The sequence below is a fragment of the Sphingomonas sp. SL1004 genome, assembly GCF_057815015.1.
Genome location: NZ_JBYMUX010000001.1, coordinates 1618533 through 1635640, shown reverse-complemented (window position 1 = coordinate 1635640; position 17108 = coordinate 1618533). Strand labels below are relative to the sequence as shown.

Here is a 17108-nt window from a genome sequence, read left to right as displayed (position 1 = left end):
ATCCCACGTTTTCCTATTAAATCCGAGGCAAAAGGTGGGGCGATTTGTGGAGACTCGGAGTCTATTACTATGCCACTCACAGCACTGAAGATTAAAAACGCAGGACCGGGCCGGCACACTGATATGTACGGACTGCACTTGCATGTTCGCAAGAGTGGAGCGCGCTCGTGGATTCTCAGATTCGCGCATAACGGGCGGCGGCGAGATTTTGGGTTAGGCGGTGCGCAGGACGTTTCGCTCGCCGAGGCGCGTGAACTTGCGATGGCTCTTCGAAAGGCTGTCAGATCTGGGATCGATCCCGTCGCCAAGAAGGAGCCTGCGCGCAAGCCTGTCCTGACATTCGAGGCGGTGACGCGCGATTGCTACGAAGCGATGAAGGGCGGTTGGAAGGATCAGCGCCACGCGTCCTGGATGTCCAGTTTCGAACGCCATGTCTTTCCTTTGATCGGCGGCAGGGCGGTGACCGCAATCGACAGTGCTGCGGTACTGAGCGTGCTGGAGCCGATCTGGCTTGCCATTCCCGAAACCGCAAAGCGCGTTCTGCAGAGGGTCGGCAGCGTGCTGGATTACGCGCATATTAAAGGTCTGTTGCCGGACGAGGTGTCGCTGCGATCGGTGACACGGGGTCTTCCGCGCCAGACCAATCAGGTGACCCACCGGGCGGCGATGCCGCACGAGGATGCTCCGGCATTCATGAAGGCCTTGTCGGCGCTGCCATCGACGCTGGGTCGTGACGCGCTCCGGCTCACGATTCTGACCGCTGTGCGTTCGAATGAGACGCGCGGAGCAACGTGGAGCGAGTTCGATCTCGACCGCGCAGTTTGGTCCATCCCGGCCGTGCGTATGAAGATGAAGGAGGCGCACCTTGTCCCGCTGGCGCCGCCTGCGGTGAAATTGCTGCGGGCGATCCATCGAAGCCACCTTGAGCTGCATGGCAAGGCGCGACCTGACAGCCTGCTATTCACCTTCTCACGGGGTAAGCCAATCAGCGACATGACCATGCTCAAGGTGCTTCGCGACATGAAAGAAGGAAACGCAACCGTTCACGGCTTTCGTAGTACGTTTACCGATTGGGTGGCGGAATGCACAAACGTGCCCAAGGAGGTTGCTGACAAGGCGCTGGCACATCGGATCGCGAACGCCGTCGAGGCGGCGTATCGGCGAACGGACTTTTTCGACCGGCGCCGCGTGTTAATGAACGAGTGGGCCGATTTTCTTCTGACATGACACGCGGCCACGGTTTTTTACCGAAGTGCGAGTGTGGCGCGTCAGGCTAGGGCGGAAAAGCTCGCAGCGACGGCGCGCTCAAATTCCGGGTCACGGCGAATGTGATGCTGACGTCGTCGAACCGACCGGTTGCGACCAGACCCGGCCGTTCGCGAGCGAGGCACCGAACGACCAATCCGGACAGAAGCCGCCGTTCCCGCTGCAAAAGCTGCCAGACGGCTACTGCCTTCTCCGGCCCGGGAAGTCCGACGACCAGAAGCAGTGTCTGACCGAAACCATCACGCGCGGCGTGATGGATACCCTCGATTACGGCGAGGGTGCGGTGTCGGTGGCTTTCGTCTGTCGAACGTCAGTCTGCCGGTGTCGACCGCCCTGCGAGCAACGGCGCGTGAGCGGCAAGCGTATGCGACACGAACTCGATGAAGAGCCGCACGCGCTTAGTCTTGCGGGTCTCGCCCTGCGTGAGAAGCCAAACCGTGCCGTACAGGTGGAGTTCGGTGCCGGGTACTCGCACCAACAGGGGATCGGCATCGCCGACGAAACACGGCAGCGTCGAGATTCCGAGCCCGTACCGCACGGCGGCGATCTGCGCCGCGGCGTCGGTGGTGCGGAAGGGAACACCCGTTGTCCGAACCTCACCTTCGCTCGCCCAGTCCACGACGCCGTGAGCACTTATCACGATCCACCGGAGGGGATCGAGTACGCCGGCACGCGAAGCGGCAAGTCGGTCGCGTGAGATGTAGACGCCGCCATATAGCTCCGGGCCCTTAATACCGTGGAGATTGAGCGGCAGAGTCTTGCGGTCGTAGACGACGCGGACCGCGACGTCGGCTTCCCGGTTAGTCAGGTTCGCCAGCTCGCCCGAGGACAGGATCTCCATTTCGATCTCGGGGTGCAGACGCGCGAAGTCGGCGAAGGCCGGCATGAGCAGGTGGGTCGCGAGGATCGGCGTCAACGTCACGCGCAGCAGCCCGCGCACGCTCTGGTCACGTCCCAGGACGCGCGTTTCCAGCTGGTGCGACGACGCCTCCATTTGGTGGGCAAGCTCAACGACCTCTTCGCCCGCCGCTGTCAGGCGGTAGCCCGAAGGCAGCTTTTCGAACATCTGTGCGCCCAACTGGTCCTCAAGCTGTGCGATCCGTCGCAGCACGGTCGCGTGGTTCACCCCGAGCTGCTTGGCGGCCGCGCGCACAGATCCGCCGCGCGCAGCGGCGAGAAAGTAACGAACATCGTCCCAGTCAATCATGGTGCATCCCCGCGCCGCGTACAGAGCCTCCAGAATCCCGAATAGCACATCGCGCTTCGTTGCGCGCGTTCGCCGGATCGTTTCCGCACCACCGTTGTGCGCGATAGCGGACTAATCGCGCGACGTCGCCATCGCCACCTTCAGGTTCACGGACGATTCCAACCCGCCAGATCCCCGAGACGGCGAAACGAAGGACGAACGAAATGACCCGACTGACTGGAAAAACCGCAGTGATCACCGGCGGCGCGAGCGGCATCGGCCTAGCCTCTGCCCGGCGCTTCATCGAAGAGGGCGCCTTCGTCTTCATCTTCGGCCGCCGCCAAGACGCGCTCGACGCCGCCGTCGCCGAACTCGGACCCAACGCACGCGCCGTACAGGGATCGGTCGTCCATGAGGCGGATCTCGACCGGCTTTACGCCGCGGTGAAGGCCGAGCGCGGTACCCTCGACATCGTCTTCGCCAACGCCGGGACGGGCAGCATGGTAAAGCTCGGCGCAATTACCGCCGCGCATATCGACGAAACTTTCGACACCAATGTGAAAGGAACGATCCTTACGGTCGAGAAAGCGTTGCCGCTGATGGGCAAAGGAGGCTCGATCATCCTGACCGGGTCGAGCGCGGGCACCACCGGAGCGCCGGCGATGACCACCTACAGCGCGAGCAAGGCGGCCGTCCGCAACCTTGCGCGGACCTGGGTCGAGGACCTCAAAGGCACCGGCATCCGCGTCAACGTGCTGTCGCCCGGCGCGGTCGCGACCGAACTCGCCGCCGCCGCGCTTGGTGAGGAAGGCCTCAAGGCCTACGGCGCAATGACCGGGTTCCAGCGCATGGGCGATCCGGCAGAGCTCGGCGCGGCGGCCGCCTTCCTCGCATCAGACGACAGCGGTTTCATGACCGGCAGCGAGCTCGCCGTCGACGGCGGGTTGGCGCAAATCTGATGTGCTGCGCCTGGTCGGTCCGACAGTCCGACCGGGTGCGCCCCTCGACCACGCTATGACGATTTCATCCCAAGCCCTGCAGGGGCCACCAGAGGAGACTATCATGACCTACGCAATCATCGGCTTCGGCAGTATCGGCCAAGCGCTCGCCAAGGCCTTCGCCCGAAGCGGCATCGACGTGTCCGTCGCGACCACGCGCGAGCCTAAAAGCTTCGCTACGGACGCGGCTGCGGTCGGCCCCCGCGTCACTCCCAAGACACTGGCGGAAGCGATCAAGGCGGACGTTATCTTCCTGGCCGTGCGGTTCGAGGCGCACGCGGATGTCGCTAAGGCGATCCCCGACTGGCACGGAAAGACAATCGTCGACGTGACGAACGCCTATGGCGTCGAACTGGGCGGGCAACCGTCTGCCAAGGTCGTCGCGAAAGCCTTCACTGGCGCCAAACTGGTCAAGGGCTTCAACCATTTGGTCGCCGGCGTCATCGAGCAGGATCCGACGGTTCACGGTGGCAGGCGGGTCGTCTTCCTGTCGAGCGACGATGACCAAGCGACGGCGGAGATTGGCGCGCTTGCGGAGAAGCTCGGCTTTGCACCGATCAAGCTCGGCGGACTCGCGGAAGGTGGGCTGCTCGTCCAGGCGCGCGGCACCACATGGGGCCAGCTAATCTTCAAGGACCTGATCAAGTTCGACTGAACAATGCGCAGGTACGCAATGGAGTAGATCACATGAGTATCGACAAGAACATTCAGACCGTGAAGGATTTCTTCGCAAGCATGTCCAGTTCCGATCCGCAGGATCTCCTCGCATTGGTTGCCGAGGACATCGAATGGATCATTCCTGGCGAGGGCTGGGCGCTGGCCGGCACGCACCGCGGACATGCCGGGGTGACTGCCGTGCTTCGGCGAGCGTCGCAAGAGATCGAAATGACGTACCCGACGCCCCCCGAATTCATGGCGCAAGGAGACCGGGTTCTGGCCGTCGGCGTCGCGACCGGCAAGATTAAGGCCACGAACTTGCCGTTCCACGACGAATGGATCTTCGACATCACTGTTCGAGACGGCAAGCTGACGAAGATTCGGGAGTATATCGACACTCAGGCCCTGGCGCGGGCCAGCGGGGTCTCTGCGCCCGGGAACGCAGATCCGCTGGGTTAACGATAGAGACGCCCTTCTCTCCATCGACTGTCTTAACGGAGGTTCCAATGTACGATCAATCGAAGCAGTCCGCGTTGATCCGCTTCGCACGCGTCGAGGCGGGCTCGACTGTCATCGACGTGTACCCCGGCGACGGCGACTGGACGCGCGTGTTTTCCGAAGCCGTGGGACCCGAGGGACGGGTATTCGGCTTTGTGCCAACCGAAATACTCGACCTGAAGAACGATCAGGTCGACCTGATGCGGACGCTCGCGAACGAGCCGCACCATCGGAATGTCGAAGGCGTCTCGGCGGACATCGTCGCGATGCCGGAGGCCACGCCAACGGCGGACGTGGTGTGGATGCACCTGTTCTATCACGATCTCCACACCGCACTGATCCAGAAGAGGGGCGCGACCGCGGCTGCGTTCAATCGAGCCGTATTCGAGCGGTTAAGGCCCGGTGGGTTCTACGTCATCGTCGACCACGCTGCCGGCGCCGGGACTGGCACGCGCGACAGTCAGTCGCTGCACCGGATCGAGCCCGCGTTCGCCCGCGAGGAGGTGGAGGCGGCCGGCTTCCTCCTGGACGCGGAAAGCACCATGCTCGCGAACAACGACGATCCGCATTCGGCCAAGGTGTTCGATTCTTCGATCAAGGGCGCTACCGACCGTTTCGTCTATCGGTTCGTGAAGCCGTGACAGGTTCCGGTCACATCAGGACCTTCACCTGCGGCCGCACGATTGTCCGTCTCCGACAGAAGCGGTCAGCTCAGCAGTTTCGCGCTCAAGGCTGAAACACGATTGCCACGGGAGACCGCTTCGATTTCGGGTGCCATATGCGGCCTGAAGTCGTCGATCGTTTTCCCCGGCGTCGGCGTCGGCGTCGGCGTCGGCAGAACTAGAAATTTATTCGACCTGCTCCTTTCACCGTTAGGTGTGACAGATCATTCAGCGAAGCTGGTTGATCGCGAGAGCGCGTCCCAAGCACCGATCTCGGCCTTCATTGAGTCCAGCTTCTGTTCGACCAAACCAAGCGCGTCGGCGCCAAGGAACAGACGCACCGGCGGGCTTTCCGCTTCGACCAGCGTCAGCAGCGCCTGCGCCGCCTTCGCGGGATCACCCGGCTGATTGCCGCTTTTGGCCTGCCGTCCGGCGCGGATCGGGTCCATCACCGCGTCATATTCGGCGATGCTGCGCGGCGTGCGATCCATCGACCGGCCCGCCCAATCCGTGCGGAACTGGCCGGGCGCGAGCGCGGTCACCCGGATGCCGAATTCGGCCACTTCCTTTCCCAGCGCCTCCGAAATGCCCTCCAGCGCAAACTTGCTGCCGCAGTAGAAAGTGATCCCGGGCATGGTAATGAAGCCGCCCATCGAGGTGACGTTGACGATGTGGCCGCGACGGCGTTCGCGCATTCCCGGCAACACGGCCTTGGTCATTGCAACCGGACCGAACACGTTGGCAGCGAACTGGCGTTGGAGGTCGTCCATCGACGATTCCTCCAGGACGCCCTCATGACCATAGCCTGCATTGTTCACGAGGACGTCGATCGCACCGACCTTCTCCCCGACATCCGCGATGGCGGCCGGGATTGCGTCGTAGTCGGTCACATCAAGGACCAATGGGTGTGCGCGATCAGGCGAGAGTGCCGTGAAGGCATCCGCATCGTCGGACCGGCGCACAGTTCCAATGACACGGTGGCCGGCTGTCAGTGCACCTTCGGCAAATGCACGGCCCAGGCCCGAACTGACACCGGTTATGAGAAAAGTTTTAGGATTGGCGACCGCCATCATCTAACTCCGTAAAGACAGGTTACATATATCATGATACAGATAGAAGCATGGCTAGCAGCAAGAGCGAAAAGGTTTCGACCAATCACAGGGGCGAACCCTTGCGCCAGCGCGTGATCGACGCGGCCGAACGTTTACTGCGTCAGGACAGGGCGGAGTTCTCGATGCGCGAGCTCGCATCGGAAGCGGGCGTCAGCTTCGCGACGCCCTTCAACCAATTCGGCAGCAAGGCTGCGATCATGCATGCGATCGCGGGCCGGCGGGTCGATATGATGGAGGCTTGGTTCATGGCGGCCGAGGCTGCGGGCGATGCAGTCGCTAGAGTGATATTGGCGACCGACCTCGCCGCAACGGTGATGCTGGAGGAGCCAGCCGTGAACCGCTCCGTCATGGGGTGGCTCGGCACGGCTGGACCCACATCCGGTCAAGCCCTGGCGCGATCGAAGGCGTTGTGGTCGCTCGCGCTCGCTCACGGCGATGGACTAGCTGCCGATAGGCGGGTCGAGGCGCTCCAATCCCTTCCAGGTAGTCTCGCTTTCGGTTTTCGCGGCGTGCTGTCTTTCTGGACGGCTGGCGAGATATCTGATGGTGACCTTGCCGCTAGCGCTCGGGACGTGACCTCGGCGATAATAATGGGGGCTATCGATCCGAAGAACCGGATAAAGGCCGTTCGCGACGCCGCGTCCTAGTCGCTCACGTCCTCCGTCTGCTGCCTTCGCTTAGCTTCGATGAGAATGGCCGCTCTTTGCTGAAGCCGACGTTCGGCGAAGCCCGAGCGAACGACGGCTTAGTCCCACTTCAGGCCATTTAGGACTGACCCCTCCGCCCAAAATGCAGTGGCCTCCACGGGATCGTCGACCCGATCGGACGCTTCAGTAAGTCTGCCGTTCTCTGGAACGACATGCCAGCCGCCATGCCGGGCGCATCAAGTGCTTTTACCACTCGAGCTGATTCCTTCGACGACAACGATCATGACATCACATACAACGAGCAGCCGCACACTAGGCCACGTGGACAAAGGTTGACGCGCATCTGATCGGTTGATTCAAGGCTGTCTTTTGGAGGCGGCGTTGGGCGAGCGGATTGGGGTTTCGGATGATGAGTGGGCTCTGATCGGGCCCCTGCTGCCGTCGGAGCGAGGACGTGGCTGCCGACCCGCGGGAGACAACCGGCCCTATTTCGAAGGCATGGTGTGGATGGCGCGGACAGGCGCGCAATGGCGGCATTTGCCGGATGAATATGGCAAGTGGAACAGCGTGTTCCGGCGGTATCGTCGCTGGGTCGTGACGGGCGTGTTCGAAGCCATGCTGGAGACCCTGGCCGCTGTCGTCCAGCGGGATGTCAGCGCCGACATGATCGACAGCACCGTAGTCCGGGCGCACCACTGCGCCGTCGGGCTAAAAAAAGGGATCAAGAATTCGAAGGGCTCGGCCGTTCGCGAGGCGGCTTCACAACCAAGCTGCACGCCCGCTGTGACGGTCAGGGGCGACCGCTATGTTTCGTCCTGACGCCGGGCCAGGCCCACGACGTGAAGGGCTTCGGGCCCTTGTTCGGGATGCTGGCTGACCGGATCGAGGCCCTGCTTGCCGATAAGGGCTATGACGCTGATGCCATCCGCCAGGAACTCGCCAGGGCGGATGTCGAGGCGGTCATTCCAACCAAAAGTAACCGCCGCATACCGATACCGCATGATCGCGAGAAATACCGTTGGCGCAATCTCGTCGAGCGTTTGTTCAGCAAGCTCAAGAACTGGCGCCGTGTCGCAACGCGTTATGACAAGACAGCAGAGTCATATCTCGGCTTCGTCGCGCTCGCATCAGTTACGCTGTGGCTGCCCTTTGTCCACGTGGCCTAGTCCGCCGCAGCGGGACGTCTTTCCGATAGATGCAAAATGTCTTCTAGAAGTGCGGCGGTAAGGGTTTCTCCTTGTGCTCCAGCGAGATGAAGCGCCCATCGTATTGCCGAATGTAACGAGATCAAATTTTGACTTTCTAGGGGCTGTTCGCGATCGGATGCCTGTGCGACCTGAGGTCGTGACGCTGGTTCGCTTTTAGTCGAGATCGACGTGCTGACATGCAATTCGAACACTTTGGCACGCGATTGTGGACGAACGAACCGACCGCCGATCGATGCCATCAGGCGAGCCGATATTTCCATTCCCAGGCCTCCCCTTTTGGGGTTGTCTGGGTCTGGAAAAGGAAGGCCGTCGTCATTCACCAGAACGACGACATTTCCCTCAGCGTCTGCCTTCTGCGTGACGAGAATGTAGCCGTTCTTGCCATCCTCAAACGCGTGTTTGATCGCGTTCGTGGCAAGCTCATTCACGACCAGCGCAATCGTCGTGATTTGCGTTGGGGACAGTGCAACGGCGTCCTGTTCGACCTTTAGCGCTACGAGGATCGATCGAGGCTCAGCCTGTGACTGCAGCGCCGTGCACACCTGCTGTAGGGCAAGGGCCAGCGTTGGCTGGTTATTACGAAACAGCTCGCTTCGGGCTTGCGCCAGAATGGATACGCGCTGCGTAGCTTCTGTGAGTATCTGTCGGGCCTCTTGTGATGACGCACGCCGACTTTGTAGTGCCAGCAAGCCAATCACCATCTGGAGATCATTGCTACCGCGATGAATCGTTTCTTGAAGGAGTAGGCCAAGCTGCGCGTCGGCGGGACCGCTGGTCGATTGTTCGGTCTCCATAGTATTCGTCCTTGCCCCGGCCCTGATACGGCTTGGGACATACCGACTTTATGAAGCTGAAACATCCGCCCTGCTGTCACTGTGCGATAGACAACAAAGCGCTGATTATTTTGCGAATTCATTCATAGGCAAGGATCTTTGGCAATATGGTTCGCTACGCATTTAAGACCAAATTACTGAAGCGACCCGGGAGAAGTGGTATGCATTCGGTGAGCGCCCTCGAGGTTGGCGCAGATGGTGCTACGAGCCGTGGAGCCTGGTTTCGTCGATGATGTATCGGAGGTGCTCGAGACCTTCATCAGTGAAGGCGGACGCCAGGGCCCAATCCTCGTCGCCGAAATCGTCGTCGATGACCTGTATGGCGCCATCCTCGGGAAACATGCTGATGGCCGCGTCAGAGACGGTGTCCTTGGTCTCGCCCAACAGTCTGGCAGCGTGTCGCAGGGTGTAGACGCGGCTTGTCGCAGGCACGGCTAGGCGGCTTGCGCGATGGCTTCGGGACGCTGCTGTCGAGCTTTCCACTCCCACGGCAACAGCTCGTGAAGCCGTGTCTGCGGATGGTCGGAGATCTGCGCGATGACATCGCGGAGCCAGGCATGCGGGTCGACATCGTTGAGGCGGCAGGTCTGGATCAGCGTGTACATGGCGGCCGCACGGTCACCGCCGCGGTCAGAGCCGCAGAAGGTCCAGTTCCGGCGCCCGACCGCGACGGTTCTCACCCGGCGTTCGGCCGCGTTGTTGGTCATGCAGATCCTGCCGTCAGACACGAAGCGGGCAAAGCTGGCCCAGCGTGCCAGCATGTAGTTGATGGCCTTGGCCAGATCGCCCTTGCGCGACAGGCGGCCATATTGCTGGCGCAGGATCTGCTCGAGGTCGGCGACGAGCGGGGCGACGTAGACCTGCCGCGCGGCGAGCCGTTCGCTTGCGTTCCGCCCCCAGATCACGCGCTCGGCCGCGAAGATCGCATCCATGCGGGTGACGATGTCGACCGCAAGCGGCGTCCGGCTCAGGCGAGCTTCCTTGAAGAACGGGCGACGGGCGTGTGCCCAGCACGCTGCTTCCAGGATAGGCCCTGGTTTGCGACCTGCAGCGTAGAGCGCGTCATAGCCGCCATAGGCGTCCGCCTGCAGGATGCCGGCATACCGAGCGAGCTGTCGCTGCGGATGGGCGCCTGTGCGGTCGCGGGTGTAGTAATAGCAGACGGCGGGCGGGTCGGTGCCGCCAAAGGGGCGGTCGTCGCGAACGGATGCCCAGATCCTGCCCGTTATGGTCTTGCCGGCCGCCATGACCGGCACGGTCGTATCGTCATGGTGGATGCGCTCGCCGGCGAGGATGTGCGCCTCGATGAGATCGACCAGGCCGCGCAGCAGGACGGTGCCGTGGCCGACATAGTCGGCAAGCGTCGACACGCTGATGCTCATGCCTTCGGCGGCATAGGTCTCGCTCTGGCGGTTGAGCGGCTGGTGCAGGCCGAACTTGTTGAACAGGACCATCGCCAGCAGGTTGGGGCCAGCGGATGCACGCGGAATGGGGTGGAAGGGCGCTGGCGGCTGCGTGATGGTTTCACAGGCCTTGCAGATGAACTTCTCGCGGACCGTCTGCACGACGATCCACTGGCGGGGAACGACCTCGCGGCTCTCCGTGATGGTCTCGCCAATCTTCTTGAGATCCGCACCGTGGCAGCATGGACAGCTCTCTGGCGCGGGTACGACGACGCGGTGCCGGGGGAGATCGGCAGATAGCGGAGCGCGGGCCGGCTTCTTGCGGGTGAACGGCACCACGGGAACGCCGGCCGCACTGGCTTTGGCGACCGCTATCTGAGCAGCGAGCTCATCCTCGGTCGCAGTGGCAACAACGTCCTCGAGTTGCATCTCAAGCTGGTCGAGCAACTGCCTGTACCGCTCGGACGACTGCCCCCATTTGTCCTGGCGGACCTTGGCGATGCGCAGCTTGAGATCTTCGATGATGGCGTGTGCATCGGCGACCTGAGCCTGGGCGATGGCGGCGAGTGCCTCGGCCTCGAGTTGAGCTGCACGAGCGATGACGACGGTGTGACGCTCGGCGATCAGCAGCGCTTTGAGCGCTTCGATATCATCGGGAAGGGCCTCGATGCCGGTGTTCATCGAAGCTCATTTTACAGCAGAAAACCGCCGATTTGTCGAGGCGTTTGATGCCGAAAGCCTAGGAAAGCCGGGCATTTCAGCCGGCTAATTCGGGCCTGAACGTGTATTGTGGATTTCGCCAGTCGATGCCTTCCAGCAGGAAACCGAGTTGCCCCGCCGAGATCGAAATGACGCCGTCAGATGTCGCCGGCCAAGTGAACCGACCGCGCTCCAGCCGTTTTGCGTAGAGCGACATTCCGAGGCCATCGTGCCACAGAATCTTCAGCAGATCGCCGCGGCGACCTCTGAAAACATAGAGGTCGCCGGCATGCGGGTTGCGTCCGAACCCCTGCTGGATCTGCATCGCCAGCGACGACATCCCCTTGCGCATGTCCGTCTTGCCGGTGGCTATCCAGACCCGTGCCCCGCTCGGAACAGAAATCACGCTTTAAGTTCCCGCAACGCTGCCACCAGCAAGTTCGCAGACACGCCGCAGGCCACACGGATGGTCGCACCGCGGATCTCGATGACCAGCATGTCGGACGGGCCATGGTCGATCTCGGGCGGATCCGCATGAACGGCCACGGCCGCAAAGCCAGTCGGCTGCACAAGCTTACTGCACAGTTCGCGCCGCCAACGGTAGATCGCCGACGGCGAGACGTCGGCTTCGCGCGCAATAGTGGCAACCGACGCGCCCGGCACAATGGCTGCCTCCACGAGGGCAAGCTTGCGCTCGTCGCTCCAATGGCGACGCCGCTCAACGCCGGACAGTACAGTGATCTGGGTCATCGCCACGTCTCTAGCCACGGTGCAAACCACGGTGCTTGCACTGTGGCTAACATCTCAGCTCAGACCGTCACCCGCCAGATGCCCCTCATCGGATGCAGACGAGAAGTGTGGTCTATCCCACACTTCTCATATGTAAAGTTTCTACCCCGTGAAAACGTGTAGGGGCTCATGATCGCTTGCCACTCTCAGGGCGCAGGCGGCTGAAAGAGTCGACGCACTTTCGCCCCAAAAAGAGGGGCGATCATGTCGCATCCAGATGCCGTTTATACCAAAAACATTCTGCTAAGCGCGCTGTCGGCGGATGATCTCGCATTATTGCAGCCACATTTCACGCGGCATGACATTCAGCGCGAAGACGTGCTCGTGAAGGCAAATGCGCCGATTGAACATGTCTATTTTCTTGAAGCTGGCGTCGCTTCGATCGTTGCTACGATGTCCCCCAGTCGCCCGACAGAGGTGGGAATATTCGGTCGCGACGGGGTTTCTGCGACATGCCTGTTATTGGGTAGCGATCGAAGCCCGCACCAGACCTTCATTCAGGTAGGTGGCGGTACCGCCTTACGGATCGACGCCGAGCTTTATCTAGCGGCGGTTCGTCGGAGCGAAACGCTTCGAACAACCCTTTTGCGCTACGTACAGTCTATGCTCGTTCAAGCGGCGCAGAGTACCGCTACAAATGCCTATCACCGCATCGAGTCCCGTTTGGCTCGTTGGTTGCTCATGTGCCATGACCGCGTCGACGGCGATGAAATCGCGCTCACGCATGACTTTATTGGGATGATGATTGCGGCGGAACGAAGTGGAGTGACCGTGAGCCTCCATATACTCGAAGGTGCCGGCATGATTTACTCGAAGCGAGGTCGCGTGATAATTCGTGATCGCGAGACGCTGGAAGAGTTGGCTGGTGATAGCTATGGGGTTCCAGAGGCTGAATACCGTCACCTGATCGGACCCCTAGGCCGATCCTACGCTGTTACGAACACTCGGAATATCGTGAACCCTGATAGGGATCCCAAATAAACTCACGACTTGATTATAGTGGTCTGAATAATACGATTGCTACTAGTTAGGGCGAAAGCCGTCGCCCATTTTCGGCTAGTCGTCCGTCTTGCGACAGTTCGCAATTTCGAAGGCATGTGCGAGCAGCGCAGCTACCAAGCTATCGCCTCTTGCATCGGCGAGTTGCAGGGCATGCGCGATTGCAAGGCAAAGTGTCTCGTCCGACGTATCAGATGCATTGGAGGGCATAATCGACTCCGGACAATGGCGACCGCACACAGGCCTATTAAACGCGCATTCGTCGACGGACTTTAGGCTGTCTCGTCATCGACATCAATTTCGGCTCTCGAGGGCTTGGACAGATAGCGTCGCAGCCGGTCGACCGCTTCGCCTGTCAGCACCACGTCATCACCGTCTGACCTAGCCTCGATTTGCTTGTCTTTGACGAGATGAGCAATCCAGCGCCGGCCGGCAGCTAGGCCTGCGTGGGACAGTTCGCACAATCTCGGTTCCGACATTGTTTCGTTTTTTTCGAGCGCGACGAACAAATGGAGGAGCATATTCCACGCAAACTCGTCGAATATCTCGCTTGGAAACAGGTCGTATCTACGGTCTCGTTCGGATAGCAGGCGCTCTGCCTCATGGGCGCGAGTATTGTCGCCTTTCATGCCGGGTCCTCAATCGTAGCGTGTCAATTGACGTTAACATCGTGAGCAATCGGGACAGCTTGTGTTGGGTGCTGACCGTCGTCGATAGCGGCTTAGCTTTCCTGTCTCCATCCGCAACATATCGTTGGCAGTCTGTGTGATACCCCACATTACCTTATGGGATCAAACTGGGACTTGACGGCAGTATTTTGGGAGAGGCGCGTTGGCGATCGATGGACGAGGGCAGTCTGACGGTGACTGCCTAGGTCTTGGATAAGCTCAAAAAGCATTAAGATGAACGAATGTCTGAAGTTGGGTAGCCGCAAAGGGCGCTCGAATGTCTGGGTATGGGTCGAGCTGCTCGTCGGCGATCTTGAAGAACCGGTTGCACGCGACCCGCATGATGTCGACCTCGCTCAACCCGTCTAGCTGCCTGCCAAGTCAGCCTTCTCGCCGTTCCGCGGCGTGGCGATTGGTTTCGCTAACCGCCATACCGTCCAATTAACGCTCGCCGTAGCATCCGGTCCTCCAGCGAATAATAAAGCGCTATCAGGTTGCCCGCTGCCACGGCCGACGCTGCAAACGCGATGTCGGTTGCCTCGCGCGTCAAGGCGGGCGGTGGCACGAGCAGCGGTTCGAGCCCACGCCCTGTCACTCGCGCGAAATCGGGACTGAAGTTGATCCAGCCGATCCGCCAGCGCGCATCGTGCGTCGCGCCGTTGTAGAACATCACCGGATCCCGCCCCGCCGCCTGCCAGATCGGCCCGGTCGACAGATGCCAATTGTCCCAGCTGTCCGCGCGGATGCCGAACGGATCGGGCAGCACGGTCCACGGGCCTCCGGCGTCGGGCCGCCCGCCATGCCGATCCGCGACGCGCCCTGCGCGGCATATTCGTAGAATAGGCGCCAGTCCCCGGCCGTGGTCTGCGCGAGCGTCGCTTCCTTGATATTGCCTTCGCCCGGCGGTGCCTTGAGCACCAGGTCTTCCTTGACCAGCGCGGTAAGGTCGGGACCTGCGGCGAGGATCATGCACCCTTGGGTGCGCGCTTTATCGACGCCGGTGTAATAGACGAGATACTCGTGGCAAGCCATGAGAACGGTTGGATCCTCGCAGCCGCCCAGGTCTTCCGCACCAGGGCCAGGGGTGATCGCAAGACCCGGGTCCATGATGAAGGTCAGCCCGTCGCGGCTCTCCCCGCGCGCGATGATCCCGGTCGGATCACGCGGCTCGAGCGGATGCGGTACGCCGCGCACCATGATCCGGTACAGGTCGCCTTCCTGCCAGACGAACGGACTCATCAGGTCCATGCCCTCGATCACTGACGCGGCGGAGATCGTAACGGTGTCGAGCTGCTCGACTGCGTACGTGATCGTCATGCGCCCTGCGCCACGGTGAGCGATAGCGCGCCGTCGATCGTCACGGTGGTACCGGTGATATAGTCGGCCGCTGGCGACAGTAGAAACGCGACCAGCGCCGCGACCTCGTTGGGCCGCCCGGCGCGCTTCCACGGGATCGCCGCCTCCTTCGCTGCGAGCTCGTCCGGATGATCGAGCGCGGACTGGTTCATCGGCGTCAGGATCATTCCCGGCGCGACTCCGTTCACCGCGATACCCTTGGGGGCCAGTTCCAGTGCCAAGGTCGCGGTCAACTGCGACAGGCCACCCTTTGCAGAATCGTAATCGACCCCGCCCGGGCGCGGCGCGCGTTCGTGAATCGACGATATGTTCACGATCCGGCCCCTGGCATTCTTCGCTTCGAGCGCGCGGACTAGCCGACGGCAGGTCAGGAACGGGCCATAAAGATCGGAACGGACGACCCGGTCGAACTGCCCGAGTTCCATGTCGACCAGCATCACGCCGCTCATGTTCAATCCGGCGGAATTGACCAGCAGGCTGACCGTGCCGAACGCCTTTTCAGCTGCCACGAACAACCGTTCGACCGCCGCTTCGTCACCGACATCGGCTTGGACCGCGATCGCGCGATCGCCGCCGCCGATCGACGCGCAGACCGCCTGCGCCGCTCCCGCATCTTTGAAATAGGTGATCACGACGCGGGCACCACCGTCGCCGAGCGCCTTGGCGCAGGCGGCACCAATTCCAGACTCACCGCCAGTGACTATCGCGATTTGATTGTTGAACAGGGTCATCACCGCTGAACCGGCGGGAGGACATACCAGTTGCATGAATTCGCTGCCATGAAGGCAGCCGCTACCCGGGTCGTAGATGGGGGCCGAGGCCGCGCAGTTCATACCAGCGCCGGTCGTGACCTAGGCCTCTATTCAAGCTCGATGAATGGACGTCCAGTTTCGGAAGACGGTCGCTCAGGCTTCAATGGCCGTGATTAGGTCTAGCCAGAAGCCGGAGGGCAGAACGCGTTCTGCCTAATTTCTGCCCGATTAAATCCTGATCAGCCCGGACATCGGCCGCTCGCGTGTCGCCTGAGCGAACAAGCCGCGGCCGACATGGTCCGGATCGAGGGCCAAGCTTTCCGCCGCAGCGCCCGCGATCAGCGCATCGAGGGCGCCGGTCGGCCGAAGATCACGTGCCTGATAAAGCTTGGCAGGCTCCAGCCCCGGCCAGTCGGCGATCACCCGGCCGCCCTTGACCGCCCCGCCGACCAGCATCGCGACCGATCCGGTGCCGTGATCGGTGCCGCCGGTGCCGTTGACCGCCGCCGTGCGGCCAAACTCGGTTGCGACCAGGACGGTCGTGGTCGCCCAGGCCGCCCCAAGACCATCGCGCATCGCCGCCAGCATCGCATCAAGGTTCTTCAGCTGGTTCGCCAGCCGCCCCTTCTGCCCGTTATGCGTATCCCAGCCCAGCGTCTCGAGCATCGCGATGCGCGGACCGTTCGGCTTGGTCAGGAAATTCGCGGTGAGCCGGCCGAGGCTCGCCGGATCCTGCCCCGCGGCGGTATCCGCGGCGAGGCCCTTGGTTTCCAACGCCGCCGACCAGACCGGATGCAGCTGCGGATCGGTAGCGTAGAGCGCGGTGACCCGCGTCATCAAATCGTCTGCGGCATGAGGCAGCGCGGACGGCGCGAACGACGCGACCTCCACCGATCCGCGCAGCGCTGTCGGCACGGTGGCCGCGATTGCAATCGCCTCGCTGCTGGCGCGCGGCAGCATCACGACCAGCCGGTTGAGCCAGCCATCTCGCACCGCATAGGGCTGCGCGCCGCCGGTCTCAAGCACGTTCTGCCCGTCGAAATGCGACCGGTCGCGGTAGGGCGAGGCGACCGCGTGCACGAACAGCGCCTGTTCTTGGCCGTACATCCTGCCGACCTCCGCGAGCGCGGGGTGGAGCGTGAACATCGCGTCGAGTTTCGTGCCGGCAGCATCCCCGATTAGGTTTTCGCGCAGGCCTGCGAACGCCGGGTCGCCGGTCGGCCGAAGGATGTCGAGACCGTCGGCCGCACCGCGCTGGATGATGAACACAAAGCGGCGGTCGGTCGGTACGGTCGCAAGTGCCAGACCGGGCGCGACGAACAGCGCGCCCGCACCGACGGCGGCGGTCGACAGGAAATGGCGGCGATCGATCATC

At 62.0% G+C, this 17108-nt stretch carries 20 protein-coding genes; 8 read left to right on the top strand and 12 right to left on the bottom strand.

The features are described 5' to 3' along the window. The first annotated feature begins 69 nt into the window (after positions 1 to 69). Positions 70 to 1227, top strand: coding sequence for a tyrosine-type recombinase/integrase (locus AC3D24_RS07370; RefSeq protein ID WP_489029438.1), 1158 nt, complete (start codon positions 70 to 72; stop codon positions 1225 to 1227). Between the two features lie 349 nt (positions 1228 to 1576). Here the strand turns inward: AC3D24_RS07370 and AC3D24_RS07365 are convergent, their stop codons facing one another. Continuing rightward, positions 1577 to 2473, bottom strand: coding sequence for a LysR family transcriptional regulator (locus AC3D24_RS07365; RefSeq protein WP_489029436.1), 897 nt, complete (start codon positions 2471 to 2473; stop codon positions 1577 to 1579). Positions 2474 to 2676: 203 nt separating this feature from the next. On the opposite strand from AC3D24_RS07365, the gene AC3D24_RS07360 reads away from it, so the two are divergent. From AC3D24_RS07360 to AC3D24_RS07345, 4 genes are all read left to right on the top strand, one after another. Next, positions 2677 to 3411, top strand: coding sequence for an SDR family NAD(P)-dependent oxidoreductase (locus AC3D24_RS07360; protein WP_489029435.1), 735 nt, complete (start codon positions 2677 to 2679; stop codon positions 3409 to 3411). Between the two features lie 103 nt (positions 3412 to 3514). Further along, a complete protein-coding gene (locus AC3D24_RS07355) occupies positions 3515 to 4105 on the top strand; it encodes an NADPH-dependent F420 reductase (RefSeq protein ID WP_489029434.1) in 591 nt (196 codons plus the stop codon). Between the two features lie 32 nt (positions 4106 to 4137). Continuing rightward, on the top strand, positions 4138 to 4566 hold the full coding sequence (locus AC3D24_RS07350; protein WP_489029432.1) for a nuclear transport factor 2 family protein: 429 nt from the start codon (positions 4138 to 4140) through the stop codon (positions 4564 to 4566). Between the two features lie 47 nt (positions 4567 to 4613). Continuing rightward, positions 4614 to 5246, top strand: a complete 633-nt coding sequence (locus tag AC3D24_RS07345; RefSeq protein ID WP_489029430.1) for a class I SAM-dependent methyltransferase — start codon at positions 4614 to 4616, stop codon at positions 5244 to 5246. Positions 5247 to 5491: 245 nt separating this feature from the next. Here the strand turns inward: AC3D24_RS07345 and AC3D24_RS07340 are convergent, their stop codons facing one another. Then, the gene (locus tag AC3D24_RS07340; protein ID WP_489033096.1) at positions 5492 to 6337 is read right to left on the bottom strand and encodes an oxidoreductase; all 846 of its coding nucleotides are present in this window, start codon (positions 6335 to 6337) and stop codon (positions 5492 to 5494) included. Positions 6338 to 6438: 101 nt separating this feature from the next. Between AC3D24_RS07340 and AC3D24_RS07335 the strand changes: the two genes are divergently transcribed. Further along, positions 6439 to 7026: a TetR/AcrR family transcriptional regulator gene (locus AC3D24_RS07335; protein ID WP_489029428.1), complete on the top strand. Its 588-nt coding sequence runs from the start codon at positions 6439 to 6441 to the stop codon at positions 7024 to 7026. A gap of 393 nt (positions 7027 to 7419) precedes the next feature. Further along, positions 7420 to 8192, top strand: a protein-coding gene (locus AC3D24_RS07330; protein WP_489033094.1) for an IS5 family transposase whose coding sequence is annotated in 2 segments (ribosomal slippage) — positions 7420 to 7755 and positions 7758 to 8192 — 771 coding nt in all. Because the reading frame shifts where the segments join, the coding sequence is not laid out codon by codon here. Here the strand turns inward: AC3D24_RS07330 and AC3D24_RS07325 are convergent. The 5 genes from AC3D24_RS07325 to tnpA form a co-directional block, all read right to left on the bottom strand. Continuing rightward, a complete protein-coding gene (locus AC3D24_RS07325) occupies positions 8189 to 9028 on the bottom strand; it encodes a sensor histidine kinase (protein WP_489029426.1) in 840 nt (279 codons plus the stop codon). The two genes, AC3D24_RS07330 and AC3D24_RS07325, sit on opposite strands and share 4 nt — an antisense overlap. 240 nt (positions 9029 to 9268) lie before the next feature. Beyond that, positions 9269 to 9451 carry a hypothetical protein gene (locus tag AC3D24_RS07320; RefSeq protein WP_489029425.1) on the bottom strand — a complete coding sequence of 61 codons (183 nt, stop codon included), beginning with the start codon at positions 9449 to 9451 and terminating at the stop codon, positions 9269 to 9271. 50 nt (positions 9452 to 9501) lie between these two features. After that, positions 9502 to 11151, bottom strand: coding sequence for an IS66 family transposase (gene tnpC, locus AC3D24_RS07315; RefSeq protein ID WP_489029423.1), 1650 nt, complete (start codon positions 11149 to 11151; stop codon positions 9502 to 9504). A 76-nt stretch (positions 11152 to 11227) separates the two neighbouring features. Beyond that, positions 11228 to 11575, bottom strand: coding sequence for an IS66 family insertion sequence element accessory protein TnpB (gene tnpB, locus AC3D24_RS07310; protein ID WP_489029421.1), 348 nt, complete (start codon positions 11573 to 11575; stop codon positions 11228 to 11230). Continuing rightward, positions 11572 to 11919, bottom strand: coding sequence for an IS66-like element accessory protein TnpA (tnpA, locus tag AC3D24_RS07305; protein ID WP_489029419.1), 348 nt, complete (start codon positions 11917 to 11919; stop codon positions 11572 to 11574). Before tnpA ends, tnpB begins: the two co-directional genes overlap by 4 nt. A gap of 243 nt (positions 11920 to 12162) precedes the next feature. Here tnpA and AC3D24_RS07300 point away from each other — a divergent pair, with 243 nt between their 5' ends. Then, entirely contained in the window at positions 12163 to 12939 is a 777-nt protein-coding gene (locus AC3D24_RS07300) for a Crp/Fnr family transcriptional regulator (protein WP_489029417.1), read from the top strand. A 290-nt stretch (positions 12940 to 13229) separates the two neighbouring features. On the opposite strand, the gene AC3D24_RS07295 is transcribed toward AC3D24_RS07300, so the two are convergent. The 5 genes from AC3D24_RS07295 to AC3D24_RS07275 all read right to left on the bottom strand — a co-directional run bounded on the left by AC3D24_RS07295 (position 13230) and on the right by AC3D24_RS07275 (position 17107). Next, complete coding sequence (locus AC3D24_RS07295; RefSeq protein WP_489029415.1) at positions 13230 to 13586, bottom strand: hypothetical protein; 357 nt, start codon at positions 13584 to 13586, stop codon at positions 13230 to 13232. 460 nt (positions 13587 to 14046) lie between these two features. Beyond that, positions 14047 to 14295, bottom strand: a complete 249-nt coding sequence (locus AC3D24_RS07290) for a hypothetical protein (RefSeq protein WP_489029414.1) — start codon at positions 14293 to 14295, stop codon at positions 14047 to 14049. Beyond that, positions 14295 to 14942, bottom strand: coding sequence for a hypothetical protein (locus AC3D24_RS07285; protein WP_489029412.1), 648 nt, complete (start codon positions 14940 to 14942; stop codon positions 14295 to 14297). The genes AC3D24_RS07290 and AC3D24_RS07285 overlap by 1 nt, the downstream gene beginning before the upstream one ends. Continuing rightward, positions 14939 to 15712: an SDR family NAD(P)-dependent oxidoreductase gene (locus AC3D24_RS07280; protein WP_489029411.1), complete on the bottom strand. Its 774-nt coding sequence runs from the start codon at positions 15710 to 15712 to the stop codon at positions 14939 to 14941. Before AC3D24_RS07280 ends, AC3D24_RS07285 begins: the two co-directional genes overlap by 4 nt. A 249-nt stretch (positions 15713 to 15961) precedes the next feature. Next, positions 15962 to 17107, bottom strand: a complete 1146-nt coding sequence (locus AC3D24_RS07275) for a DUF1501 domain-containing protein (protein WP_489029409.1) — start codon at positions 17105 to 17107, stop codon at positions 15962 to 15964. Between the last annotated feature and the right edge of the window lies 1 nt (position 17108).